At 73.0% G+C, this 21745-nt stretch carries 19 protein-coding genes; 4 read left to right on the top strand and 15 right to left on the bottom strand.

The window, feature by feature from the left end; translation table 11 throughout:
• The first annotated feature begins 129 nt into the window (after positions 1–129).
• Both ACH5AR_RS15080 and ACH5AR_RS15075 read left to right on the top strand, forming a co-directional pair.
• A complete protein-coding gene (locus tag ACH5AR_RS15080; protein WP_396301822.1) occupies positions 130–702 on the top strand; it encodes a TetR family transcriptional regulator in 573 nt (190 codons plus the stop codon).
• A 38-nt stretch (positions 703–740) separates the two neighbouring features.
• Complete coding sequence (locus ACH5AR_RS15075; RefSeq protein ID WP_396301821.1) at positions 741–1709, top strand: alpha/beta hydrolase; 969 nt, start codon at positions 741–743, stop codon at positions 1707–1709.
• A 64-nt stretch (positions 1710–1773) separates the two neighbouring features.
• Here ACH5AR_RS15075 and ACH5AR_RS15070 read toward each other — a convergent pair whose 3' ends face one another.
• From ACH5AR_RS15070 to ACH5AR_RS15060, 3 genes are all read right to left on the bottom strand, one after another.
• Positions 1774–2352: a dienelactone hydrolase family protein gene (locus ACH5AR_RS15070; protein WP_396301820.1), complete on the bottom strand. Its 579-nt coding sequence runs from the start codon at positions 2350–2352 to the stop codon at positions 1774–1776.
• Between the two features lie 164 nt (positions 2353–2516).
• A complete protein-coding gene (locus ACH5AR_RS15065) occupies positions 2517–3299 on the bottom strand; it encodes an ABC transporter permease (RefSeq protein ID WP_396301963.1) in 783 nt (260 codons plus the stop codon).
• Between the two features lie 89 nt (positions 3300–3388).
• Positions 3389–6178, bottom strand: a complete 2790-nt coding sequence (locus tag ACH5AR_RS15060) for an alpha/beta fold hydrolase (protein ID WP_396301819.1) — start codon at positions 6176–6178, stop codon at positions 3389–3391.
• A gap of 97 nt (positions 6179–6275) precedes the next feature.
• Here ACH5AR_RS15060 and ACH5AR_RS15055 point away from each other — a divergent pair, with 97 nt between their 5' ends.
• Positions 6276–7295 carry a mechanosensitive ion channel family protein gene (locus tag ACH5AR_RS15055; RefSeq protein WP_396301818.1) on the top strand — a complete coding sequence of 340 codons (1020 nt, stop codon included), beginning with the start codon at positions 6276–6278 and terminating at the stop codon, positions 7293–7295.
• Between the two features lie 72 nt (positions 7296–7367).
• Here the strand turns inward: ACH5AR_RS15055 and ACH5AR_RS15050 are convergent, their stop codons facing one another.
• The 4 genes from ACH5AR_RS15050 to ACH5AR_RS15035 form a co-directional block, all read right to left on the bottom strand.
• On the bottom strand, positions 7368–7826 hold the full coding sequence (locus ACH5AR_RS15050) for a GNAT family N-acetyltransferase (protein ID WP_396301817.1): 459 nt from the start codon (positions 7824–7826) through the stop codon (positions 7368–7370).
• Between the two features lies 1 nt (position 7827).
• On the bottom strand, positions 7828–8766 hold the full coding sequence (locus ACH5AR_RS15045; protein WP_396301816.1) for an RluA family pseudouridine synthase: 939 nt from the start codon (positions 8764–8766) through the stop codon (positions 7828–7830).
• 53 nt (positions 8767–8819) lie between these two features.
• Positions 8820–9461: a signal peptidase II gene (lspA, locus tag ACH5AR_RS15040; RefSeq protein ID WP_396301962.1), complete on the bottom strand. Its 642-nt coding sequence runs from the start codon at positions 9459–9461 to the stop codon at positions 8820–8822.
• A 165-nt stretch (positions 9462–9626) separates the two neighbouring features.
• Complete coding sequence (locus ACH5AR_RS15035) at positions 9627–10085, bottom strand: TraR/DksA family transcriptional regulator (RefSeq protein ID WP_396301815.1); 459 nt, start codon at positions 10083–10085, stop codon at positions 9627–9629.
• 630 nt (positions 10086–10715) lie between these two features.
• On the opposite strand from ACH5AR_RS15035, the gene ileS reads away from it, so the two are divergent.
• A complete protein-coding gene (gene ileS, locus ACH5AR_RS15030) occupies positions 10716–13847 on the top strand; it encodes an isoleucine--tRNA ligase (RefSeq protein ID WP_396301814.1) in 3132 nt (1043 codons plus the stop codon).
• A 193-nt stretch (positions 13848–14040) separates the two neighbouring features.
• On the opposite strand, the gene ACH5AR_RS15025 is transcribed toward ileS, so the two are convergent.
• The 8 genes from ACH5AR_RS15025 to murG all read right to left on the bottom strand — a co-directional run bounded on the left by ACH5AR_RS15025 (position 14041) and on the right by murG (position 21744).
• The gene (locus ACH5AR_RS15025) at positions 14041–15393 is read right to left on the bottom strand and encodes a DivIVA domain-containing protein (RefSeq protein WP_396301813.1); all 1353 of its coding nucleotides are present in this window, start codon (positions 15391–15393) and stop codon (positions 14041–14043) included.
• A 59-nt stretch (positions 15394–15452) separates the two neighbouring features.
• On the bottom strand, positions 15453–15734 hold the full coding sequence (locus ACH5AR_RS15020) for a YggT family protein (RefSeq protein WP_030060143.1): 282 nt from the start codon (positions 15732–15734) through the stop codon (positions 15453–15455).
• Positions 15735–15833: 99 nt separating this feature from the next.
• On the bottom strand, positions 15834–16451 hold the full coding sequence (locus ACH5AR_RS15015) for a cell division protein SepF (RefSeq protein WP_224276937.1): 618 nt from the start codon (positions 16449–16451) through the stop codon (positions 15834–15836).
• A gap of 304 nt (positions 16452–16755) precedes the next feature.
• Positions 16756–17544 carry a YggS family pyridoxal phosphate-dependent enzyme gene (locus ACH5AR_RS15010; protein ID WP_396301812.1) on the bottom strand — a complete coding sequence of 263 codons (789 nt, stop codon included), beginning with the start codon at positions 17542–17544 and terminating at the stop codon, positions 16756–16758.
• Positions 17544–18275, bottom strand: a complete 732-nt coding sequence (pgeF, locus tag ACH5AR_RS15005) for a peptidoglycan editing factor PgeF (RefSeq protein ID WP_396301811.1) — start codon at positions 18273–18275, stop codon at positions 17544–17546. The genes ACH5AR_RS15010 and pgeF overlap by 1 nt, the downstream gene beginning before the upstream one ends.
• Complete coding sequence (gene ftsZ, locus ACH5AR_RS15000; RefSeq protein WP_396301810.1) at positions 18272–19504, bottom strand: cell division protein FtsZ; 1233 nt, start codon at positions 19502–19504, stop codon at positions 18272–18274. The genes pgeF and ftsZ overlap by 4 nt, the downstream gene beginning before the upstream one ends.
• A 364-nt stretch (positions 19505–19868) precedes the next feature.
• Complete coding sequence (locus ACH5AR_RS14995) at positions 19869–20645, bottom strand: cell division protein FtsQ/DivIB (RefSeq protein ID WP_396301809.1); 777 nt, start codon at positions 20643–20645, stop codon at positions 19869–19871.
• Positions 20638–21744, bottom strand: coding sequence for an undecaprenyldiphospho-muramoylpentapeptide beta-N-acetylglucosaminyltransferase (murG, locus tag ACH5AR_RS14990; protein WP_392869323.1), 1107 nt, complete (start codon positions 21742–21744; stop codon positions 20638–20640). The genes ACH5AR_RS14995 and murG overlap by 8 nt, the downstream gene beginning before the upstream one ends.
• Position 21745: the final 1 nt, after the last annotated feature.

Here is a 21745-nt window from a genome sequence, read left to right as displayed (position 1 = left end):
ACGCCGCGCCCGTGCGTCCCGCGCACCGCCCCGCGGGCCCCCGCGCGCGGCCGTCGCTCCGGGCGGGCGGGCCGCCTCTCCATCCCGCACCGGTTTACACTTTTCGAGTCAAGTGTTAACTTTGTAGCCATGCCCAAGGTTCCGACCCATGAGCTCGTGCTCGCCGCCGCCTACCGCTGCTTCTGCCGCAACGGTTACCGCCGCACCACGATCTCCGACATCGTCGAAGAGGCGCAGCTGTCGCGCCCGACCGTCTACAAGTACGTCGGTTCCAAGGACGACGCCCTCGTCCAGGGCGTCCGCACCCTGTTGGACCACGCCCTCGCCACGGCGCGCACGGCCACGGCCGCCGCGCCCACGCCCGAGGAGAAGGTCCTCGCCGTCCTCAGCGCCAAGCTGGAGCTCGCCGTCCGGCTGTGGCAGGACAGCCCCGCGCACGCGCAGGAACTGCTGACCGTCGCCACCGCCCAGGCACCCGACCTGATCACCGACTACCTCGACGCCCTGGCCGGGCTGCTCGTCACGGCCCTCCCGGGCCTCGCCCCCGACGCCGCCCGCCAGGCCTCGACCGTGCTGCTCACCTTCACCCGAGGGCTGGAGGACGACCTGCGCGACGCCGAGAGCGCCCGCCGCGCACTCGCCACGGGCGTCCGGATGATCACCCACGGGGCGCTCCCCCGACAGGCACCCCCTCCGGCCTGACCCACCCCCGGCGGGCCGCACCCGAAAGGCCACCGACCATGCACACCACCACCCTCCCGGCCGGCTACCGCGACCAGCAGGCCTGGCGCGACCTCCAGCAGTTCCTGCCCGAGCGCCTGCGGCTGACCGACGCCACCGCGCCCGAAGAGGAGTTCTGGGACTGGCGCGGCCACCGCGTCCACCTCGACCGCTACCGCAACCCGGCGGCGAAGGCCAAGGTCGTCCTCCACCACGGGGTCGGCACCAACGGCCGCCAGATGTCCCTCATCCTCGGCGCCCCGCTCGCCAGGCGCGGCTTCGAGACCGTCGCCCTGGACAACCTCGGCTACGGCCTCACCAGGGTCAAGCCCGGCACCACCCCCTCCTACGACGACTGGGTCGACCTCGTCGTGGACTTCCTCGCGTACGAGCAGTCCCGCGACGACCGCCCCATCGTGCTGTACGGGCTGAGCGCCGGCGGCATGCTCACCTACCACGTCGCCGCCAAGGCCCCCCGCGGCACCCTGCGCGGCATCGTCGGGATGACCTTCCTCGACCAGCGCGACCACCGGGTCCGCGACGAGACCTCCCACGACAAGCTCACCGCCCGTGCCGGCGTCCCCCTCATGGGCCTGCTCGCCAAGACGCCCGCCGCCTCGGCCAGGTACCCGATGAGCCTCGCCTCCAAGATGTCCGCGCTCGCCAACGACCCGGACGCCATGAAGGTGCTCATGAAGGACCGCACCTCCGCCGCCAACTGGGTCAGCGTCCGCTTCCTCGACAGCTACGCCACCTACACCCCCGCCGTCGAGCCGCCGGACTTCGACGCCTGCCCCGTCCTGCTCACCCAGCCCGCCGAGGACCGCTGGACCCCGCACCACCTCAGCGTGCCCGTGCTGTCCCGCATCACCAAGGTCCCCGTCGACACCGTCATGCTCGAGAACGCCGGCCACTACCCCCTCGAAGACCCCGGCCTGCGGCAGATGGAGGACGCCGTCGCGGACTTCGTCACCCGGAACACCGCCTGACGGGCCGGTGCCGGGGCACCCGGGAGGCCGGTCCGCCCGGCCTCCCGCCCGGCCCCGCGGTCCGTCAGGCGTCCAGCTCCGCGAGGAAGTCCAGCGCGGCCGCCCAGGCCCGCTCGGCCGCCTCCTCGTCGTAGTCCGGCAGCTCCGGGTCGGTGAACAGGTGCCCGGCGCCCCGGTAGCGGTGCACCTCCACCTCCGCGCCGGCCCGCCGCATCCGCAGGTACCAGGCGTTCAGCCAGTCCTCCGGCTCGAACGGGTCCGGCTCCGCGATGTGCAGCTGTACCGGGATCTCGGTGGCCGCGTCCTCGCGCAGGTCCGAGGTGCCGTGCAGGAGCAGCAGTCCGCGCGCCTTCTCGTCGGCCAGCGCCAGGTTCTGCGCCACCGCCCCGCCGAGCGAGAAGCCGGCGTACACCAGCCCGCCCTCGGACAGCGGAGCGGCCGCCGCCACGCCGCGCCGCAGCAGCTCGTCGCGGCCGCCGAGCTCCTCCTGGAACTCCTGCGCCTCCTCGACGGACTCGAAGGTCCGCCCGTCGAACAGGTCCGGGGTGTGCACGGTGTGCCCGGCGGCGCGCAGCCGCTCGGCGGCGGCGTGCACGGCGGGCCGCAGCCCGTAGGCGGAGTGGAAGAGGACGATCTGGGCCACGGTTCGGGTCCTTCACCAGGGAGGTCAGCTACCCACCCATGATCCCGCATCCTCCGCCGGGCCCGCCGGTCCGCTGTGCCGGGCCCGGCACACGAGCCCTTAGTAGGGCGTGTCTGACGATTCGCCGCGCACCCGGCGAGAACTGTCAGACACGCCCTAGCTAGCTAGGACACCACGTCCTTGCGCGCGAACCCCCGGAAGGCCAGCGCCAGCAGCACCGCCGCGTACGAGAGCGACAGCGAGACGCCCTGCACCATCCCGCCCCACTCCAGCTGCGGCTGCAGGGCGTCCGCCCAGGCGTACTGCCAGTGCGCCGGCAGCCACTCCCGCAGGTCGCCCAGCGCGGTGACGGCGTCCAGCACCCCGGTGACGATCGAGGCGAACACCGCACCGCCGACCGCGCCCAGCGGCGCGTCGGTCGCCGTGGAGAGCCAGAAGGCCAGCGCCGCGATCACCACCTCGGCGAGGAAGACGAAGGCCACCGCGATGGCGATCCTGGGCAGCGCCTGCCCGGCCGGCAGGCTGACCCCGGCCGGGAGCCTGAGGTCCCCCCAGCCGTACGCCGCCGTGCCGACGACCAGCCCGATCGCGGGCAGCATCACCACCGCCACCGCCGAGAACGCCAGCCCGACCACGAACTTGCGGGCGAGCAGCCGGGCCCGGGGCACCGGCGCGGCCAGCAGGTAGCGCAGCGAGGACCAGCTGGCCTCGGAGGCGACGGTGTCCCCGCAGAACAGCGCGACCGGGATGACCAGCATGAAGCCGGTGCCGACGAACAGCATGGTGACCGCGAAGTTGGCCCCCGAGGCGGTGGCCAGCTCGATGAAGGAGGTCCGGTCCGGGCGCCCCGGGGTGCCGCCGATCTGGAAGGCGGCCAGGATGACGAACGGCATGGCGGCCAGCACCGCGCCGATCACCAGCGTGCGGCGCCGGCGCAGCTGGCGCATCGCCTCCACCCGCAGCGGCAGCGTCCGGCCCGGCCGGTACCCCGGGGCGTGGTCCACCGACTCGGCGCGCTCCGTCGTGGTCACGGCACTCACGCTCCACCTCCGATCAACGACAGGAACGCGTCCTCCAACCGCCGCTGGGGCCCGGCGCTCTCCACCGGCACCTCCAGCCGCACCAGCTCGGCCAGCAGCGCGGCGGCCGTCAGCCCGTCCAGGCGCACCAGCAACCCGCCCTCGACGGCCTCCGCCGAGGCGACCCCGGCCAGCGCGCCGACCTTCTCGACCACCGGCACCGGGTCGTACGGGCCGGCGACGCCGATCACCAGCAGCTCGCCGGAGCCGACGATGTCGGCGACCGGGCCGGCCGTGACCAGCTGCCCGCGGTCCATCACCACGAGGTCCGTGCAGCTCTGCTCGACCTCGGACAGCAGGTGGCTGGAGACGATCACGGTCCGCCCGCCGGCCGCGTACCGGATCATCACCTCGCGCATCTCCCGGATCTGCGGCGGGTCCAGCCCGTTGGTCGGCTCGTCCAGGATCAGCAGGTCCGGCATCCCGAGCATCGCCTGGGCGATCGCCAGCCGCTGCCGCATGCCCTGCGAGTACGTCCGCACCGCGCGGTCGAGCGCCTCGCCGAGCCCGGCGATGGCCAGCGCCTCGTCGAAGCGCGCGTCGGCCTCCGGCCGTCCGGTCGCCTGCCAGTACAGCCGCAGGTTGGCCCGCCCGGTGAGGTGCGGCAGGAAGCCCGCGCCCTCCACGAACGCCCCGACCCGCGAGAGCACCGGCGCGCCGGGCCGCACCAGGTGCCCGAAGATCCGCACCTCCCCGGCGTCCGGCCGGATCAGGCCCATCAGCATCCGCAGGGTGGTGGTCTTGCCCGCGCCGTTGGGCCCGAGCAGCCCGAGCACCTGCCCCCGCTCCACCCGGAAGCCGAGATCCCGTACGGCGTAGCGGTCCTGGGAGCCCCGGTAGCGCTTGCTCAGCCCGCTGATCCGCAGCGGCACGGCGGCCAGCCCGGGGTCGAAGGCTGGCCCGGCGGCGGCCCGGCGGCGGCGCAGCCGCGGCGCCAGCACCAGGGCCGCGGCCACCAGGACGGCGACCACCGGCAGCAGCCAGGTGCGGGTGGGCAGCGGCGCCGCCTCGGTGACCAGCTCCTCGACGGTCGGCACGGTGAGCGCCCCGGCCGGCGCCACCCGGTAGGTGGCCGGCTCGACCGGCGAGGCGTACGCGAGGTCGGTGCTCGCCAGCACCAGCCGCACCCGGTGCCCGGCCGGGAAGGTGTGGTCCACCGTCGGCAGCGCCACCGTGACGGTCCGTCCGGCGTCCGCGCCGGTGACCCGCAGCGGGGCGGCCAGCTGCTGGGGCAGCACCGCCTTGCCGTCCGGGCCGACGTCGTACAGCTTGGCGAACAGCACCGCGTCCGGCCGGTCGGCCGTCACCCGCAGCGGCACCGTCGGCTGCCCGGTCAGGTGCAGCGGCGAGTCCAGCGGTGCCGAGTCGAAGGCGGCGTTCTGCCCGGGGAAGTCCAGCGAGAGCCCGGCGCCCAGCGAGGCGGCCTGGCCGAGCGCGCCGATGCCCGGCAGGGTCGAGATCCCGGGCGGCGCGCCGCCGGGCGGGTTGGCGAGGGTCTGCTCGCCGCCCGCCAGCCCGATGCTCCGCGAGCCGGTCCCGCCCAGCCCCGGGTACCGGTCGGCGGAGGCCCCGCGCAGCACGGCCTGGAAGCCGGTCGAGTCCACCCCGCCGGTGCGGGTGACGCGGAACGCGGGGCCGGTGTCCTTGCCCGGCTCCTTCGCGCCGTCCTTCAGGAAGCGGTCGAACCAGGCCGTCACCCGGTCGTCGACCCGGGCGCTGGTGTCCGTCCCGCCGTCGTGGCCGCCGGCGAACCAGTCCACCGCGACCGGCGCGCCGTTGCCGGCCACCGCCGCGGCGATCCGGTCGCCCTGGTCCAGCGGGAACAGCGAGTCCTGCTGGCCCTGCACCACCAGCGTGGGTGCCTTGAGCTGCGCCGCCACCGAGGACGGGCTGGAGCGCTCCAGCAGCGCGACGGCCTCCGGGTCGGCGTGCCCTGCGGTGGCGACCCGGTCGTACATCGCGCAGAGCGAGTCCAGGAACCGCCCGCAGCCGACCGGCCCGTCCGTGGCCGGCCTCGGCCCGCCGCCCTCCCGCGGCGCCCCGCCGGAGGGCCCGAGGTCCCCGGCCGAGCCGGTGGTGAAGAAGATCCCCGCCCACAGCTTCTTGAAGACGCCGTCCGCCGCGCCCGAGCCCTGCACGCCCTGCGGGAACAGCGCGTCGGCCAGGTTCCACCAGGTGATCCGGGTGGCCACCGCGTCGATCCGGTGGTCGTACGCGGAGGCCAGCAGCGAGACCGCCCCGCCGTACGACGCACCGGTGATGCCGACCTTCGGGTCGCCCGGCCCGTCCAGCTGCACCTCGGGGCGCTGGGCCAGCCAGTCCACCAGGTGCCTGACGTCCTCGACCTCGCGGTCGGGCGCGTTCAGCCCGATCCGGCCGCCCGACTGCCCGAAGCCGCGCGCCGACCAGGTCAGCACCGCGTACCCCTGCCGGGCGAGCTGCTCGGCGCGCTCGCGCTCGCCCTCCTTGGAGCCGCCGAAGCCGTGCGCCAGCAGCACCGCCGGGCGCGGACCGCCGCCGCCGGCCGTGAAGAAGGAGGTGTCCAGCTCGATCTGCTGGGCGCTGCCGGGCGTCTCCGGCATGCTGAGGAAGCGGTCCTCCTGACGGACCGCCTGCTCACCGCCGGACGCCACCGTCGCCGTGCCGGCCGCGGCCACCGCGACGAGGGCCACCGCCCCGGCCAGCAGCCTGCGTCTGACCGCTGTTCCCCGGGCGCGCCAGCGGCGCCGTGCCCCACCGAGCTCCATGGCCGCTGATCGTATCCGCCGTCCGGGTAGGAGTCCGATAAAGCCACCGGCCCGATGCGACCGATTTGCCCCGCTCTGCCCGAGTATCGTACGGCCCATGCTCCGGCCGCTGCTCTCACTGCTCGCCACCGTCGCCGCCACCCTGGCGATCGGCTGGACCGTCGACCAGGCCCTCCAGCGGATCGCCGAGCGCCGGCCCTCGGCACCGGTCTGGCCGCTGCTGCGCCGCTGCCGGATCCCGCTCCAGCTCGCCGTCGTGTCGGCCCTGCTGCTGGCCGCCGAGCCGCTCCAGCGGATCTTCCGCCCGAGCAACGACGACGGCGTCCACCACCTGCTCCTGCTGTTCCTGATCGCCTCGCTCGGCTGGCTCACCGTCCGCGTGGTGGCCGCCGCCCTGGAGGCCCTGCTCGGCCGCTACGAGACCCGCGTCGACGACCCGGCCCGGGTCCAGCGGGTGCGCACCCAGATCAGCATGCTGCGCCGGGTGGCCGGCGCGCTGGTCGTCGTGGTCACGGCGGCCCTGATGCTGCTGACCTTCTCCGCCATGCGCACCGTCGGCGCCAGCCTGCTCGCCTCGGCGGGCATCATCGGCATCGTGGCCGGCATCGCCGCCCAGAGCACCCTGGGCAACTTCTTCGCCGGCCTCCAGATCGCCTTCGGCGACACCGTGCGGATCGGCGACACCGTGGTGGTGGACGGCCAGCAGGGCACCGTCGAGGAGATCACCCTCAGCTACCTGGTGGTCCGGCTCTGGGACTACCGCCGGCTGGTCGTCCCGGTCTCGTACTTCGTCAGCAGGCCCTTCGAGAACTGGACCCGCCGCGACCCGGGCCTGCTGGCCGCCGTCCTGCTGCACCTCGACCACAGCACCCGGGTGGACGACCTGCGCGCCGCACTGCGCACCCTGCTCGACGGGCACCCGCTCTGGGACGGCGGCGAGTGGGCCCTCCAGGTCACCGACACCACGCCCAGCACCATCGTCGTCCGCGCCACCATGACCGCCCGCAACCCCGACGACGCCGCCCGGCTGCGCTTCGACGTCCGCGAACAGCTCATCGCCCACCTGCGCGACGAGCACCCCCACGCCCTCCCGCGCCTGCGCACCACCGACTCCTGAGCGGAGCACGGAGCTCCCCGCACCCCTGTGACCGGGGCACGGGGAGCTCCGACGGCGAGGGCCGCGGCGCCTTCAGAGCGTGCGCGTCATCGTCCGGTGCGGTATCCCGGCGTCGTCGTACACCGGCCCCTGGGCCGCGTACCCCAGCCGCTCGTAGAACCCGAGCGCCTGCACCTGCGCGTGCAGCTCGACCTCGACGGCCCCGCGCTCGGCGCCCGCGGCCTCGATCGCCCGGACGAGCCCCGCGCCCAGCCCCGTCCCGCGGGCCGCCGCCACGACGGCGAGCCGCCCGAGCAGCACGCGCCCCTCGACGCCGGTCAGCTTGAGCGCCTGCTCGCCGAAGATCAGCCGCCCGGTGCCCAGCGCGGCCCCGTCGGCCCCGACGGCCAGCAGGTGCACCGAGGTCGCGTCGAACTCGTCGTACTCCAGCTCCTCCGGCACGTTCTGCTCGACGACGAACACCTCGCGCCGCACGCCGCGCACGAGCTCCAGGTCGGCGTCCGACTCCGCCGTCCGGATCGCGGCCGCCACCTCAGCTCTCCGCCGCGATGATGTCCAGCGCCTTGCTCAGGTCCGCCGGGTACTCGCTGGAGAACTCGACCCACTGCCCGTCCGCCGGGTGCTCGAAGCCGAGCGACACCGCGTGCAGCCACTGCCGGGTCAGCCCCAGCCGCTTGGCCAGCGTCGGGTCGGCGCCGTACGTCAGGTCGCCGACGCAGGGGTGGCGCAGCGCGGACATGTGGACGCGGATCTGGTGGGTGCGCCCGGTCTCCAGCTTGATCGCCAGCAGCGACGCGGCCCGGTACGCCTCGATCAGGTCGTAGTGGGTGACGGACGCCTTGCCGTCGCGGGTGACGGCCCACTTCCAGTCCGAGCTGGGGTGCCGGCCGATCGGGGCGTCCACCGTCCCGCTCATCGGGTCCGGGTGGCCCTGCACCAGCGTGTGGTAGCGCTTCTCGGTGATCCGGTCGTGGAACTGCCGCTTGAGGTCGGTGTACGCCCGCTCGGACTTGGCGACGACCATCAGTCCGGAGGTGCCGACGTCCAGCCGGTGCACGATGCCCTGGCGCTCGGCGGCGCCCGAGGTGGAGATCCGGTACCCGGCCGCGGCCAGTCCGCCGATCACGGTGGGGCCGGTCCAGCCCGGGCTGGGGTGCGCGGCGACGCCGACCGGCTTGTCGACCAGCACGATGTCCTCGTCGTCGTGCACGATGCGCATGCCCTCGACGGCCTCGGCCACGATCCGCACCGGGGCGGCCGGGGCCGGGATCTCGACCTCCAGCCAGGAACCGGCGGTCACCCGGTCCGACTTGCCGGCCACGGCGCCGTCGAGCGTCACCTTGCCGTCGGCGGCCAGCTCGGCGGCCTTGGTCCGGGAGAAGCCGAACATCCGGGCCAGGGCGGCGTCGAGGCGCTCGCCCTCCAGGCCGTCGGGAACGGGGAGGCTGCGGATCTGCGCTGCGGTACTCACCCGTACGAGTATGCCGGAACCGCGGCCCGCCCCCGGCCGCCTCCGGTCCGCCGCTACTTCTCGGCCTGCTCGGCCTTCCCGGCCTGCTGGTGGACGGTCCCGTCCGGGTTGCTGCCCCGGAAGGACAGCAGGACCACCAGGATGCCGCCGCACACGATCGCCGAGTCCGCGAGGTTGAAGACCGCGAAGTGCTGCACGGAGATGAAGTCCACCACGTGCCCGCGGAAGACGCCGGGCGCGCGGAACAGCCGGTCGGTGAGGTTGCCGAGCGCCCCGCCGAGCAGCAGCCCGAGCGCGATCGCCCAGGGCAGGCTGTACAGCCGGCGGGCGATCCGCCAGATCACCACGATGACGGCGGAGGCGATCATCGTGAAGACGACGGTCAGCGCCTGCCCCATCCCGAAGGCCGCGCCCGAGTTGCGGATCACCTGGAAGGTGACGACGTCCCCGACGACCTTGATCGCCGCGTGGTTCTCCAGCCGGGCGACCACCAGCAGCTTGCTGCCCAGGTCGATCAGGAAGGCGAGCACCGCGACGACCAGCAGCACGCCGATCCGCCGCGGGCCCTTGGGCTTCCCGGCCGCCGCGGTGTGCGGGGAGGCCCCGGTCGGTTCGGCCACGGGCACCTCCACGGCACCGGCGGGGGGCGGGACGGCGTCGTCCCGGGTCTGGGGGGAACCTTGCGTACTGATGATCCGCTCCGCTGCCGATGGAGCTCCCCCGGTCCGCAGGAGAGGGGAGGATGGTGGGCCGGTACCGCCCGCCGCGTTCACGGACGCGTCAGACGACGTTACTCGGGCGACGGTACGGGGTCGAGCGTACGGCAAGCCCGACCCCCCGCGTCGCCCCGGTCACCCGCTTCAGCGGCGTTCCTGCTTGGCCTTGCACTGCACGCAGAGCGTCGCCCTCGGGAAGGCCTGCATCCGGGCCTTGCCGATGGCCTGGCCGCAGGACTCGCAGGTGCCGAAGCCGACGCCCTCCAGCCGCTCCAGGGCGCGCTCGGTCTGGGCCAGGCTGTCGCGGGCGTTGTTGGCCAGCGCCAGCTCGCTCTCCCGCGAGATGTTCTTCGTACCGGCGTCCACCTGGTCGTCGCCGGCTCCGTCGTTGGAGTCGCGCATCAGGCCGGAGATGGCCGCCTCGGCGGCGTCGATCTCGCCGCGGAGCCGCTCCAGCTCGCTGATCAGCTCGTCGTGCAGCTCGTGGACCTCCTCGGTGGTCCACGGCTCCTCGCCGGGCCGGACCGGCAGCGTGGCCGGGTCCACGGACTCGGCGCCGTGCGGCGCGGTGACGGTGTCGCTCTTCGGTGCGGTAGTGGTCACGGTCCCCTCCCCTGGGTCGACCGCCACGGCCTTGCGTGCCCGCTTGGTGGCGGTACCCGCGCCGGTTCCCTTCTCAGCCATGGCTTTCGACCCCATCTACGAACGAATCGAGCCGCCGGTTCCCGGCGGCCTCCAGTGCCGGAACGATAATCCCGATCAAAACCGGTCACAACATGACATACCGACGCCCCATAACGTTCCCACCCAGGCAGCCGCCCCAACCGTCACCCCCCGTGCGCTCATGGATTTGTGCCCAGATCGACTCCGCCTAACCTCCCCCTGAACCACCCCGAACCGGACGGTCCGGATCGCCGTGGCGAATTCGGTTTGCGGGGGTCGATACACTGGGCCTGCAAGGCGCAGATGGGACGAGTACCGACGTACGCAGCCACCAGCGACCCGGGGACGGTGCGAGCCCGGGGGTGTGCACGGCGGGAAGATCACCCCGGAGCCGCCGGAAGAACGGCCGCCGCGATGCCGCAGCGGCCCACTAGACCCGGCAGCAAGCCCAAACAAGAGGGCCGCGAACGCACCACCGCGGCCAAGGAGGGTGGTACCGCGGGGCGGCCTGGTCCGTCTCGTCCCTCCGGAGGATCCAGTCCCAGCATCCGCCGGAGGTAGACGCCCGCGATGGCCAGCACCTACAACCCCGTCCCCGCGCAGGTGGATCTGCCTGCCCTGGAGCACCAGATCCTGTCGTTCTGGCAGGACAACAAGATCTTCCAGCGCAGCCTGGAGCAGTCCGAGGGCCGCCCCGAGTGGGTGTTCTACGAGGGCCCGCCGACCGCCAACGGCATGCCCGGCGCGCACCACATCGAGGCCCGCGTCTTCAAGGACGTCTTTCCGCGCTACCGGACCATGAAGGGCTACCACGTCGCCCGCAAGGCCGGCTGGGACTGCCACGGCCTGCCGGTCGAGCTGGCCGTCGAGAAGGAGCTCGGCTTCTCCGGCAAGCAGGACATCGAGGCGTACGGCATCGCCGAGTTCAACGCCAGGTGCCGCGAGTCGGTGACCCGCCACACCGACGCCTTCGCCGAGCTGACCACCCGTATGGGCTACTGGGTCGACCTCGACGAGGCCTACCGGACGATGGACCCGTCGTACGTGCAGTCCGTCTGGTGGTCGCTCCAGCAGATCTTCGACAAGGGCCTGCTGGTCCAGGACCACCGCGTCGCCCCCTGGTGCCCGCGCTGCGGCACCGGCCTGTCCGACCACGAGCTGGCCCAGGGCTACGAGACCGTGGTCGACCCGTCGGTCTTCGTCCGCTTCCCGCTGACCAGCGGCCCGCTGGCCGGCCAGGCCGCCCTGCTGGTCTGGACCACCACCCCGTGGACGCTGGTCTCCAACACGGCCGCCGCCGTCCACCCCGAGGTGACCTACGTGGTGGCCACGGACGGCACCGAGAAGCTCGTCGTCGCCGAGCCGCTGGTCGCCAAGGCGCTCGGCGAGGGCTGGGAGACCACCGGCGAGACCTTCACCGGCGCCGAGATGGAGCGCTGGGCCTACCGCCGCCCCTTCGACCTGGTCGAGATCGAGAACGCCCACTACGTCCTCACCGCCGACTACGTCACCACCGAGGACGGCACCGGCATCGTCCACCAGTCCCCCGCCTTCGGCGCGGACGACCTCGCGACCTGCCGCCGGTACGGCCTGCCGGTGGTCAACCCGGTGCTCGGCGACGGCACCTTCGCCCCCGAGGTCCCGCTGGTCGGCGGCCAGTTCTTCAAGAAGGCCGACGAGGCCCTGGTCGCGGACCTCAGGGAGCGCGGCCTGCTCTTCCGCCACCTGCCGTACGAGCACAGCTACCCGCACTGCTGGCGCTGCCACACCGCGCTGCTCTACTACGCGCAGCCGTCCTGGTACATCCGGACCACCGCCGTCAAGGACGCGATGATCCGCGAGAACGAGGCCACCAACTGGTACCCGGAGACGGTCAAGCACGGCCGCTTCGGCGACTGGCTGAACAACAACATCGACTGGGCGCTCAGCCGCAACCGCTACTGGGGCACCCCGCTGCCGATCTGGCGCTGCGAGGAGGGCCACCTCACCTGCGTCGGCTCGCTGGCCGAGCTGTCCGAGCTCACCGGCACCGACCAGAGCGGCCTCGACCCGCACCGCCCGTACATCGACGCGGTGACCTTCGCCTGCCGCGACTGCGGCGGCACCGCCACCCGCGTGCCCGAGGTCATCGACGCCTGGTACGACTCGGGCTCGATGCCCTTCGCCCAGTACGGCTACCCGTACCGGAACAAGGAGCTGTTCGAGAAGCGCTACCCGGCGCAGTTCATCTCCGAGGCGATCGACCAGACCCGCGGCTGGTTCTACACGCTGATGGCCGTCGGCACCCTGGTGTTCGACCGGAACAGCTACGAGAACGTCGTGTGCCTGGGCCACATCCTGGCCGAGGACGGCCGCAAGATGTCCAAGCACCTGGGCAACATCCTGCAGCCGATCCCGCTGATGGACCAGCACGGCGCCGACGCCGTCCGCTGGTTCATGGCGGCCGGCGGCTCGCCCTGGTCGGCCCGCCGGGTCGGCCACGGCACCATCCAGGAGGTGGTCCGCAAGACCCTCCTCACCTACTGGAACACCGTCGCCTTCCAGGCCCTGTACGCCCGCACCTCGAACTGGGCGCCCTCGGCGGGCGACCCGGCCCCGGCCGACCGCCCGCAGCTGGACCGCTGGGTGCTCTCCGAGCTGAACACCCTGGTCCGCGAGGTCGACGCGGCCTACGAGGCGTACGACACCCAGCGCGCCGGCAAGCTGCTCTCCGGCTTCGTCGACGACCTGTCCAACTGGTACGTCCGCCGCGGCCGCCGCCGCTTCTGGCAGGGCGACGCCGCGGCGCTCGCCACCCTGCACGAGGCGCTGGAGACCGTCACCCGCCTGATGGCCCCGCTCACCCCGTTCATCACCGAGCGGGTCTGGCAGGACCTGGTCGTCCCGGTGACCCTGCAGGCCCCGGCCTCGGTGCACCTGGCCACCTGGCCGGAGGCCGACGAGACGCTGGTCGACACCGAGCTCTCCCGGCACATGGCGCTGGTCCGCCGCCTGGTCGAGCTGGGCCGGGCCACCCGCGCCGAGTCCGGCGTGAAGACCCGTCAGCCGCTGTCCCGCGCGCTGGTCGCCGCCCAGGGCTGGGAGGAGCTGCCCGCCGACCTGCGCGCGCAGATCGCCGAGGAGCTCAACGTCGCCACCCTGGAGTCGCTGGCCGAGGTCGGCGGCTCGCTGGTCGACACCAGCGCCAAGGCCAACTTCCGCGCGCTGGGCAAGCGCTTCGGCAAGGGCGTCCAGGACGTGGCCAAGGCGGTCGCCGCCGCCGACGCCGCCCGCCTGGCCGCCGAGCTGCGCGCCACCGGCGGGACCTCGGTCGAGCTGGACGGCGAGACGGTCACCCTCTCGCCGGACGAGGTGGTCATCACCGAGACCCCGCGCGAGGGCTGGGCCGTCGCCAACGAGTCCGGTGCCACCGTCGCCCTCGACCTGGCCATCACCCCGGAGCTCAGGCGCCTCGGCATCGCCCGCGACGCCATCCGCCAGATCCAGGAGGCCCGGAAGAACTCCGGCCTGGACGTCGCCGACCGCATCGTGCTGCGCTGGCGCGCCACCTCGGAGGAGACCGCCGAGGCCATCGCCGAGCACGGCCCGCTCGTCGCCGAGGAGGTCCTCGCCACCGAGTTCGCCGCCGGCGCGGCCGACTGGGAGTCCGAGACCTTCGCCGACGAGTCCCTCGGCCTCGCCTTCCAGCTGCGCAAGGCCTGACGCCCCGCCGCGGAGCCGCCGTCACCCCCGGGGTGACGGCGGCTTCGCCGTACCCTCCCGCGCGCCCTCACCCACTCCCACGCGCCCCCGGACACGGCGCCCGTGCTCCCCGCGCACCCGCGCGGACACACGAAAGCGCCCCCTCCCGACCGGTGGTCGGAGAGGGGGCGCTTTCGAAGGCCCTACGACAACCTCAGTTGTCGCCGTCCTCGTCGATCAGGAAGCCCCGCATCGGCGCCGGAGCCTGCTGCATCGGCTGCGGCGGCTGCGGACGGACGGCCGCCATCGGCTGGGTCATCCCGGCCGGCTGCATCTGCGGAGCACCGCTGTTGCCACCGGTCGACTGCCCGCCGAAGCTCGGCGCCGAGGAGCTGCCGCCGAAGGCGCTGTTCCCGCCGAAGGACGGCGAGTTGCCGCCGAAGGACGGCTGGTTGCCACCGAAGGACGGCGCACCGCCGCTCATCGCGCCGGCACCGGCCGGAGCCATCGACGAGGCCGCCGGCGGCAGCGACGCGGTGGCGGGGATCCGCGGCGGAGCGAGCGAGTCGTCGGCCTGCGACTCCAGCTGGCGCAGCTGGGTCTCCAGGTACGACTTCAGGCGCGTGCGGTACTCACGCTCGAACGCCCGCAGGTCCTCGACCTTGCGCTCCAGCGTGGCCCGCGCGGACTCCAGCGAGCCCATCGCGACCCGGTGCTTCTCCTGGGCGTCCCGCTCCAGCGCGTCGGCCTTCGCACGGGCGTCGCGCTCCAGGCCCTCGGCCCGGCTGCGCGCCTCGCCGACGATCTTGTTGGCCTCGGAACGGGCCTCGGAGATCGCCTGGTCGGCGGTCTGCTGAGCGAGCGCCAGCACGCGGGCGGCGCTGTCGCCACCCGGCCCCTGCTGCTGCATCGGGGCGCCCATCGGGCCGCCCATCTGCTGCGGGCCGCCCATGGGACCGCCCATCGGCTGCATCTGCTGCTGGCCCATGCCCTGGCCCATCGGGTTGCCCATCTGCTGCGGGCCACCGGGGCCGCCCATGGGCTGGAGCATCTGACCGCCCATCGGCTGGACCAGCTGCTGCTGGCCGCCCATGGTCTGACCCATCTGCTGCTGCTGGGGGCCGCCGGCCGAGGGGAGCTGCGGGGAGGAGCCGGCGGGCAGGCCGAGGGGCTGGTTGCCCATCTGCTGCTGCGGGCCGCCGGGGCCCATCTGCTGCTGGGGACCGCCCGGGCCCATCTGCTGCGGACCACCGGGGCCCATCTGCTGCGGGCCGCCCGGACCCTGCTGGCCGGGGACCGGCGGGCCGGATATGGCGGCCGGCACCGGAGCGCCGCCCTGGCGGGGGGCGTCCTGCTGCGGTTCCTTGCGCATGTTGGCCTGGTTCTGCGCGGCGGCACGAGTCGCGGCGGCCAGCTTGGCGCGCAGGTCCTCGTTCTCCCGGAGGAGGCGGGTCAGCTCCGCCTCGACCTCGTCGAGGAAGGCATCGACCTCGTCCTCGTCATAGCCTTCACGCAGGCGGACGGTCGTGAACTGCTTGTTCCGAACGTCCTCGGGGGTCAATGGCATCTCTTCACCTCAACGTGATCGTCGGCACACCGGCATCCTGTCGCATCGCTCACCTACGACTAGGGGTGCACAAGCGAGATCAGGACATACACAATGATCATCAGTACGAAGAAGGACAGGTCGAGCGCCACGCCCCCGAAACGCAACGGCGGAATGAGCCGCCGAAGAAGCTTGAGCGGCGGATCCGTGACAGTGTACGTGGCCTCCAGGACCAGGACCATGGCCTTGCCGGGCCGCCACGAACGCGCGAACTGGAAGACCCAGTCCATGACCAGTCGTACGAGCAGGAACACCAGGAAGACGGTCAGGGCGTAGTAGAGCACCGCCCACACGATGTCCATCGCGTTTCCCTCTCCCCGGTCCCGAACCCTCGGGCCTGCCGCTCGTCACCTGTCGCTCAACCACTGTTGATCAGATCCACACGTAAAGTCGTGGCCGGGTCAGCTCTGGTTGAAGAACCCACCCTCGGCGATCCGAGCCTTGTCCTCCGCCGTGACATCGACGTTAGCAGGCGACAGCAGGAACACCTTCTGTGTCACGCGCTCGATACTGCCGTGCAGACCGAAGACGAGTCCAGCGGCGAAGTCTACGAGGCGCTTCGCGTCGGTGTCGTCCATCTCGGTCAGATTCATGATCACGGGGGTGCCGCCACGGAACTGTTCCCCGATGGTACGGGCCTCGTTGTAGGTCCGGGGGTGCAGCGTGGTGATGCGGTAGGGCTCTCGTTCGTTCACGACCTTGGGCATGATCACCGGTGCGCTCTTCTCCAGGTTGTGGCGGCGTTCGGGTGTGATGGACGACACGGGGGCCATCCGCGGGGTCTCCTGTCGGATCGGCACCGCCGCGGGCACCGGCTGTGGGGTGATCGAGGAGACCGGGGCCGGCGCGGCGGCCGCCGGAGCCGGGGCCGGCCGGGGGATGTCCTCGGTCCGCTGGCCCGTACGGATCGGTTCGGGGTCCGCGTCGTAGTCGTCGTCGGGGTCGTACCCCTGGCCGTCGTAGGTCTCGTCCTCCACGAGGCCGAGGTAGACCGCCATCTTGCGCATTGCGCCGGCCATGCTCCTGTCTCCTCCGCTCATAGCCACCTCGCTGACGCTCGGTGGCGGCTTCGCGATGCGCGCACCTTCTGCTGGTCGCTCGCCCCGCTCGCTCCGTCAGGACCGGCTCCGTCCCGGCAGCCCGGGCTCGTGACGGCCCCGCCTGCGGAGTCCGCGGCCCTCCACGACGGCGTGTCAGCCCGACGGCCGGTCGGATGCGTGGAGTGGGGGCCGCGGAGCTGCGATCCACGGTTCGCTAGCGCTCCGAAGAGCTGCTAGATTCTGTCCTATTTTGTCCTGCTGTCTGATCTACTACCCGGTGACGTTACCTGAGGGGTGACCTCACTCCGAGTACCGCCGTTCCGACGCGCACATGTGTCGCTCCGGCGGCAATCGCCTGCTCAAGGTCGCCGCTCATCCCTGCGGAGACCATGGTGGCAGCCGGATGGTCCGCCCGTACGGCGGTTGCGATTTCCGCCAGCCGCTCGAAGGCCCGGGCCGGGTCCCCGGCCAGCGGGCCGGCCAGCGGAGCGACGGTCATCACACCGTCCAGTCGCAGCCCGGGCGTGTCGGCGATGGCGTCGGCCAGTTGCGCGACGTCCTGCGGCGCGACCCCCGCCCGGTGCCCACCCTCCCCGTGCGCCTTGTCCAGCGCCACCTGCACCAGGCAACCCAGCTCCGGGCGCTCCGACTTCAGCACCGCCGCGGAGAGCGAGGAGACCAGCCGGAGGCGGTCCACCGAGTGCACGTGGTTGGCGTACCGGACGACCGAGCGGACCTTGTTGGTCTGCAGCTGGCCGACGAAGTGCCAGTCAAGAGGAAGGTTTCTGCACTGCTCCGCCTTGGGGGCGGCGTCCTGGTCGCGGTTCTCCGCGACGTCCGTCACGCCGAGTCCGGCCAGCAGCGCGGTGTCCTCGGCGGGGTAGGTCTTGGTGACGACGACCAGGGTGACCTCCTCCCGGGCGCGCCCGGCGGCCGCGCAGGCGTCCGCGATCCGGCGCTCGACCACGTCGAGGTTGGTGCCGAGTTCCTCGTAGCGGGCCCGCTGGCCCTCCGTCAGCGCCGCGGCGAACTCGGCGCCGCCCGGGAACGGTCCGTAGATGTCGTTCGTCATCAGTGATCAGAGCCCAACCAGACGTAGCTCGCGAGCCGGCCGGTGCGCTGCTCGCGGCGATAGGAGTAGTGATCGGCGGATTCGAGGGTGCAGACCGGTGAGCGCACCACGTCCTTGACCCCCGCCGCGGCCAGCTGGGCCGCGACCCCCTCCGGCACGTCCAGGGCCGGGGTCCCCCAGGAGGTCTCGGCGAAGGCCTCCGGCACCACCGCGGCGACCTCGGCGCGCAGTGCGGCCGGCACCTCGTAGCAGCGCCCGCAGACCGCCGGCCCGGTGGCGGCGGTGATCCGCGAGGGCTCCGCGCCCAGGTCGACCATCGCCCGGACGGCCGCGGGCACCACCCCGGCCGCCAGCCCGGGCCGGCCCGCGTGGGCCGCGCCCACCACGCCCGCCACCGGATCGGCCAGCAGCACCGGGGTGCAGTCGGCGGTCAGCACCGCCAGCGCGAGCGGCCGGTCGCAGACCACCGCGTCCACCGTCGGGGCCTCGCCCGCCGGCTGGCGCCCGGTCACCACCGCGACGTCGGCGCCGTGCACCTGGTTCATCCACACCACGTCGGCCGGGTCGATCCCCAGCCGCCGGGCGGCCAGCGCCCGGTTCTCCCGCACGGCCGCCGGGTCGTCCCCCACCGCGCCGCCGAGGTTGAGCTCCCCGTACGGCGAAGTGCTCACCCCGCCCCACCGGGAGGTGAAGGCGAAGTGAGCACCCGCGCGGACCGAATGGTCGATCACTTAAGGAAGTCCGGGACGTCGAGCTCCTCGGCCGGGCTCTCCACGAACGGCTGCCGGGCCGGCTGCACCTGCGGCGGCACCGGGGCGGCGGCGGTCGTGGTGGCCGGGGCCTCGGAGGCGCGGCCCGCCGGGGCGGCCGGGGCGTCGCCCTCCGAACGGGACGTCACCGAGCCGATGGTCCCGTACGGGCGGCCGGCCGGGCGCTCCGGGGCGGCCGGCGGGGTGGCCGGGCGCTCCGGGGTGGTGGACTTGACCACCGGGTCGCGGACGATCGCCGGCGGCTGACCGCCGTCGAAGCCGGCCGCGATGACGGTGACCCGCACCTCGTCGCCGAGCGCGTCGTCGATGACCGCACCGAAGATGATGTTCGCCTCGGGGTGCGCGGCCTCGCTGACCAGCTGGGCCGACTCGTTGATCTCGAACAGGCCGAGGTCGGAGCCGCCCGAGATGGACAGCAGCACGCCGCGGGCGCCGTCGATCGAGGCCTCCAGCAGCGGCGAGGAGATCGCCATCACGGCGGCGGCCTTGGCGCGGTCCTCGCCGCGCGCGGAGCCGATGCCCATGAGCGCCGAACCGGCGTCCGACATGACGGACTTGACGTCGGCGAAGTCGAGGTTGATCAGACCGGGGGTGGTGATCAGGTCGGTGATGCCCTGGACACCGGAGAGCAGGACCTGGTCGGCCGAGCGGAACGCGTCGAGCACGCTCACCTGACGGTCCGAGATGGACAACAGTCGGTCGTTGGGGATCACGATGAGGGTGTCGACCTCTTCGCGCAGGGCGGCGATGCCGTCCTCGGCCTGGTTGGCCCGGCGGCGGCCCTCGAAGGTGAACGGGCGGGTGACCACGCCGATGGTCAGGGCGCCCAGCGAGCGCGCGATGTTGGCGACGACGGGCGCGCCGCCCGTACCCGTGCCACCGCCCTCACCGGCGGTCACGAAGACCATGTCGGCCCCCTTGAGGACCTCCTCGATCTCCTCGCGGTGGTCCTCGGCGGCCTTCCGGCCGACCTCGGGGTTGGCGCCGGCGCCGAGGCCCCGGGTGAGTTCACGGCCCACATCGAGCTTGACGTCGGCGTCGCTCATCAGGAGGGCCTGCGCATCGGTGTTGATCGCGATGAACTCGACGCCCTTGAGACCGACCTCGATCATCCGGTTGATGGCGTTGACACCACCGCCGCCGATTCCGACGACCTTGATGACTGCGAGGTAGTTCTGCGGTGCTGCCACGTCGAAGGCCTCTCGCCTCGAATTTCCGGGTCGGCCCGACCCGGGGCGGGGCCGTACCGACGGATGTCGATGGGTAGGGAGCCTGGTTTCTGACAGAATGTCCGAAATGCCGACCGCCGACCCCAACCCTAAACTTGACCTTTAGGGTTAGTTCTGTGCCTCCGTCACATCACCAGGAAACACAGTCTGGTGACACAGGACACTAGGTGGCTCCAGGCACGCGTTTCAACGAACACGCCGAGCTTCCCTTTTTCTTTTGAGCCTATGTGATCATCGGCCGGCTTAGGAAACCGGGGGTGACCACCAAGAGTCGGGCTGACACTTCGAGGCGTCAACCCCTCCCTCAGGCAGAGAACCTACCGGATCATCCCGACACCGCCGGCGCCTCGGGCGCCGTCACGTCGAAGTTCGTCCCCTTCTGGTTCATCAGGGCGACCAGGACCCGGGCCTTGCGGTCGGTTTGCTCCGGGCTCCCCCACCGCACCGTCACACCCCCGCTGAGCTGCAGCTGGATGTCGTCGTACGAGTGCACCAGCACCGAGCCCGCCCGCTTGGCGACCTCCGGCGGCAGCCCGGCGGCCACCGTCACGGCCCCCTGCACCAGCTGCGCACGGGAGATCACCCCGTCGACGTCGTTCGCCTGCTGACTGAGCCGCAGCTCGACCACCGGCACGCCCTCCGGCGGGGTCGGCTCGGTGGCGAAGCTCACGCCCCCGGCGTCCACCTGGGTGAACCGGCCGTCGTCCCCCTTGACCGCGGCCACCGCCTTGCGCTGGACGACCTTCACCCGCAGGGTGTGCGGCCAGCCGCGCCAGACCTCGGCCCGGGCCACCCGGGGGATCGCCTCCACCCGGCTGCGCACGCCGTCCAGGTCCACTCGCGCGAGCGGCCCGTCGCCGAGCCGGCCGACCGCCTCGCGGACCTGGTCCGCCGTCAGCGTGTCGTCGCTCGGCCCCTGGACGGCGACGGTGCGCACGTCCAGGACCGAGGAGAAGAACACCAGCCAGGCCAGCACGCCGAGCAGCGCGGCGCCGAGCGCGCCCAGCACCACGATGCCCCGCCGGGAGAGCCGGAGGCGGGGAGCGGACTCCTCCTCCTCCAGCTCCTCCTCCAGCGGGTCGGCGAGCCGGCCGTCAGCCACGGCGGCGACCGCCGCGGTGGGCCTGGATGGCCTCGTAGACCATGCCGACCAGCAGGTCGTCGGCGTCCCGGCGGCCGAACTCGGCGGCCGCCCGGCTCATGTCCCACAGCCGCTGCGGGTCGGTGAGCACCGGCAGCACGTTCTGCAGCACCCAGTCCGGGGTCAGCTCGGCGTCGTCCACCAGCAGGCCGCCGCCGGCCTTGACCATCGGCTGGGCGTTCAGCCGCTGCTCGCCGTTGCCGATCGGCAGCGGGACGAAGGCGGCGGGCAGGCCGACGGCCGCCAGCTCGGCCACCGTCATGGCGCCGGCCCGGCAGAGCATCATGTCGGCGGCCGCGTAGGCGAGGTCCATCCGGTCCAGGTACGGCACCGGGCGGTAGGGCGGCATCCCGGGGACGTCGGCCACCTGCGGCAGCTCGTTCTTCGGGCCGACCGCGTGCAGGATCTGCACGCCGTACTGCTGGAGCCGCGGGGCGATCGCGGTGATCGTCTCGTTGAGCCGGCGCGCGCCCTGGGAGCCGCCGGAGACCAGCAGGGTGGGCAGGCGCTGGTCGAGGCCGAAGTACTGGCGGGCCTCCGGGCGGGCCGCGCCGCGGTCCAGGGTGGCGATGGTCCGGCGCAGCGGGATGCCGATGTACCGGGAGTCGCGCAGCTTGCTGTCCGGCGTGGAGACGGCGACGAAGTCGCTGTAGCGGGCGCCGATCTTGTTGGCCAGGCCCGGGCGGGCGTTCGCCTCGTGCACCACGATCGGCACCCCGGCGCGCTTGGCGGCCAGGTAGGCGGGCATCGCCACGTAGCCGCCGAAGCCGACCACGGCGTCCGCGTTGACCCGCTCGATGATCTCCTGGGCGGCCCGGACGGTGCCGCGCAGCCGGCCGGGGACGGTGATCAGCTCCGGGGTGGGCTTGCGGGGCAGCGGGACGGCCGGGATGAGCTCCAGCTGGTAGCCGCGCTCGGGGACCAGCCGGGTCTCCAGTCCGCGCTCGGTGCCCAGGGCGGTGATCCCGACGGACGGGTCGTGCCTGCGGAGGGCATCCGCGAGGGCCATGGCCGGCTCGATGTGACCGGCGGTCCCCCCGCCGGCGAGTACGACATGCACC

This window comes from Kitasatospora sp. NPDC018619, from assembly GCF_044391605.1.
Classification (GTDB): domain Bacteria; phylum Actinomycetota; class Actinomycetes; order Streptomycetales; family Streptomycetaceae; genus Kitasatospora.
Note: the sequence above shows the minus strand (reverse complement) of the source record. Positions and strands in the feature narration are given on the sequence as shown.

Coding starts and splice junctions, on each gene's coding strand:
- ACH5AR_RS15080 (WP_396301822.1), top strand. CDS start 130: ATGCCCAAGGTTCCGACCCATGAGCTCGTGCTCGCCGCCGCCTACCGC.
- ACH5AR_RS15075 (WP_396301821.1), top strand. CDS start 741: ATGCACACCACCACCCTCCCGGCCGGCTACCGCGACCAGCAGGCCTGG.
- ACH5AR_RS15065 (WP_396301963.1), bottom strand. CDS start 3,299: ATGCGCCAGCTGCGCCGGCGCCGCACGCTGGTGATCGGCGCGGTGCTG.
- ACH5AR_RS15060 (WP_396301819.1), bottom strand. CDS start 6,178: ATGGAGCTCGGTGGGGCACGGCGCCGCTGGCGCGCCCGGGGAACAGCG.
- ACH5AR_RS15055 (WP_396301818.1), top strand. CDS start 6,276: ATGCTCCGGCCGCTGCTCTCACTGCTCGCCACCGTCGCCGCCACCCTG.
- ileS (WP_396301814.1), top strand. CDS start 10,716: ATGGCCAGCACCTACAACCCCGTCCCCGCGCAGGTGGATCTGCCTGCC.
- ACH5AR_RS15025 (WP_396301813.1), bottom strand. CDS start 15,393: ATGCCATTGACCCCCGAGGACGTTCGGAACAAGCAGTTCACGACCGTC.
- ACH5AR_RS15020 (WP_030060143.1), bottom strand. CDS start 15,734: ATGGACATCGTGTGGGCGGTGCTCTACTACGCCCTGACCGTCTTCCTG.
- ACH5AR_RS15015 (WP_224276937.1), bottom strand. CDS start 16,451: ATGGCCGGCGCAATGCGCAAGATGGCGGTCTACCTCGGCCTCGTGGAG.
- ACH5AR_RS15010 (WP_396301812.1), bottom strand. CDS start 17,544: ATGACGAACGACATCTACGGACCGTTCCCGGGCGGCGCCGAGTTCGCC.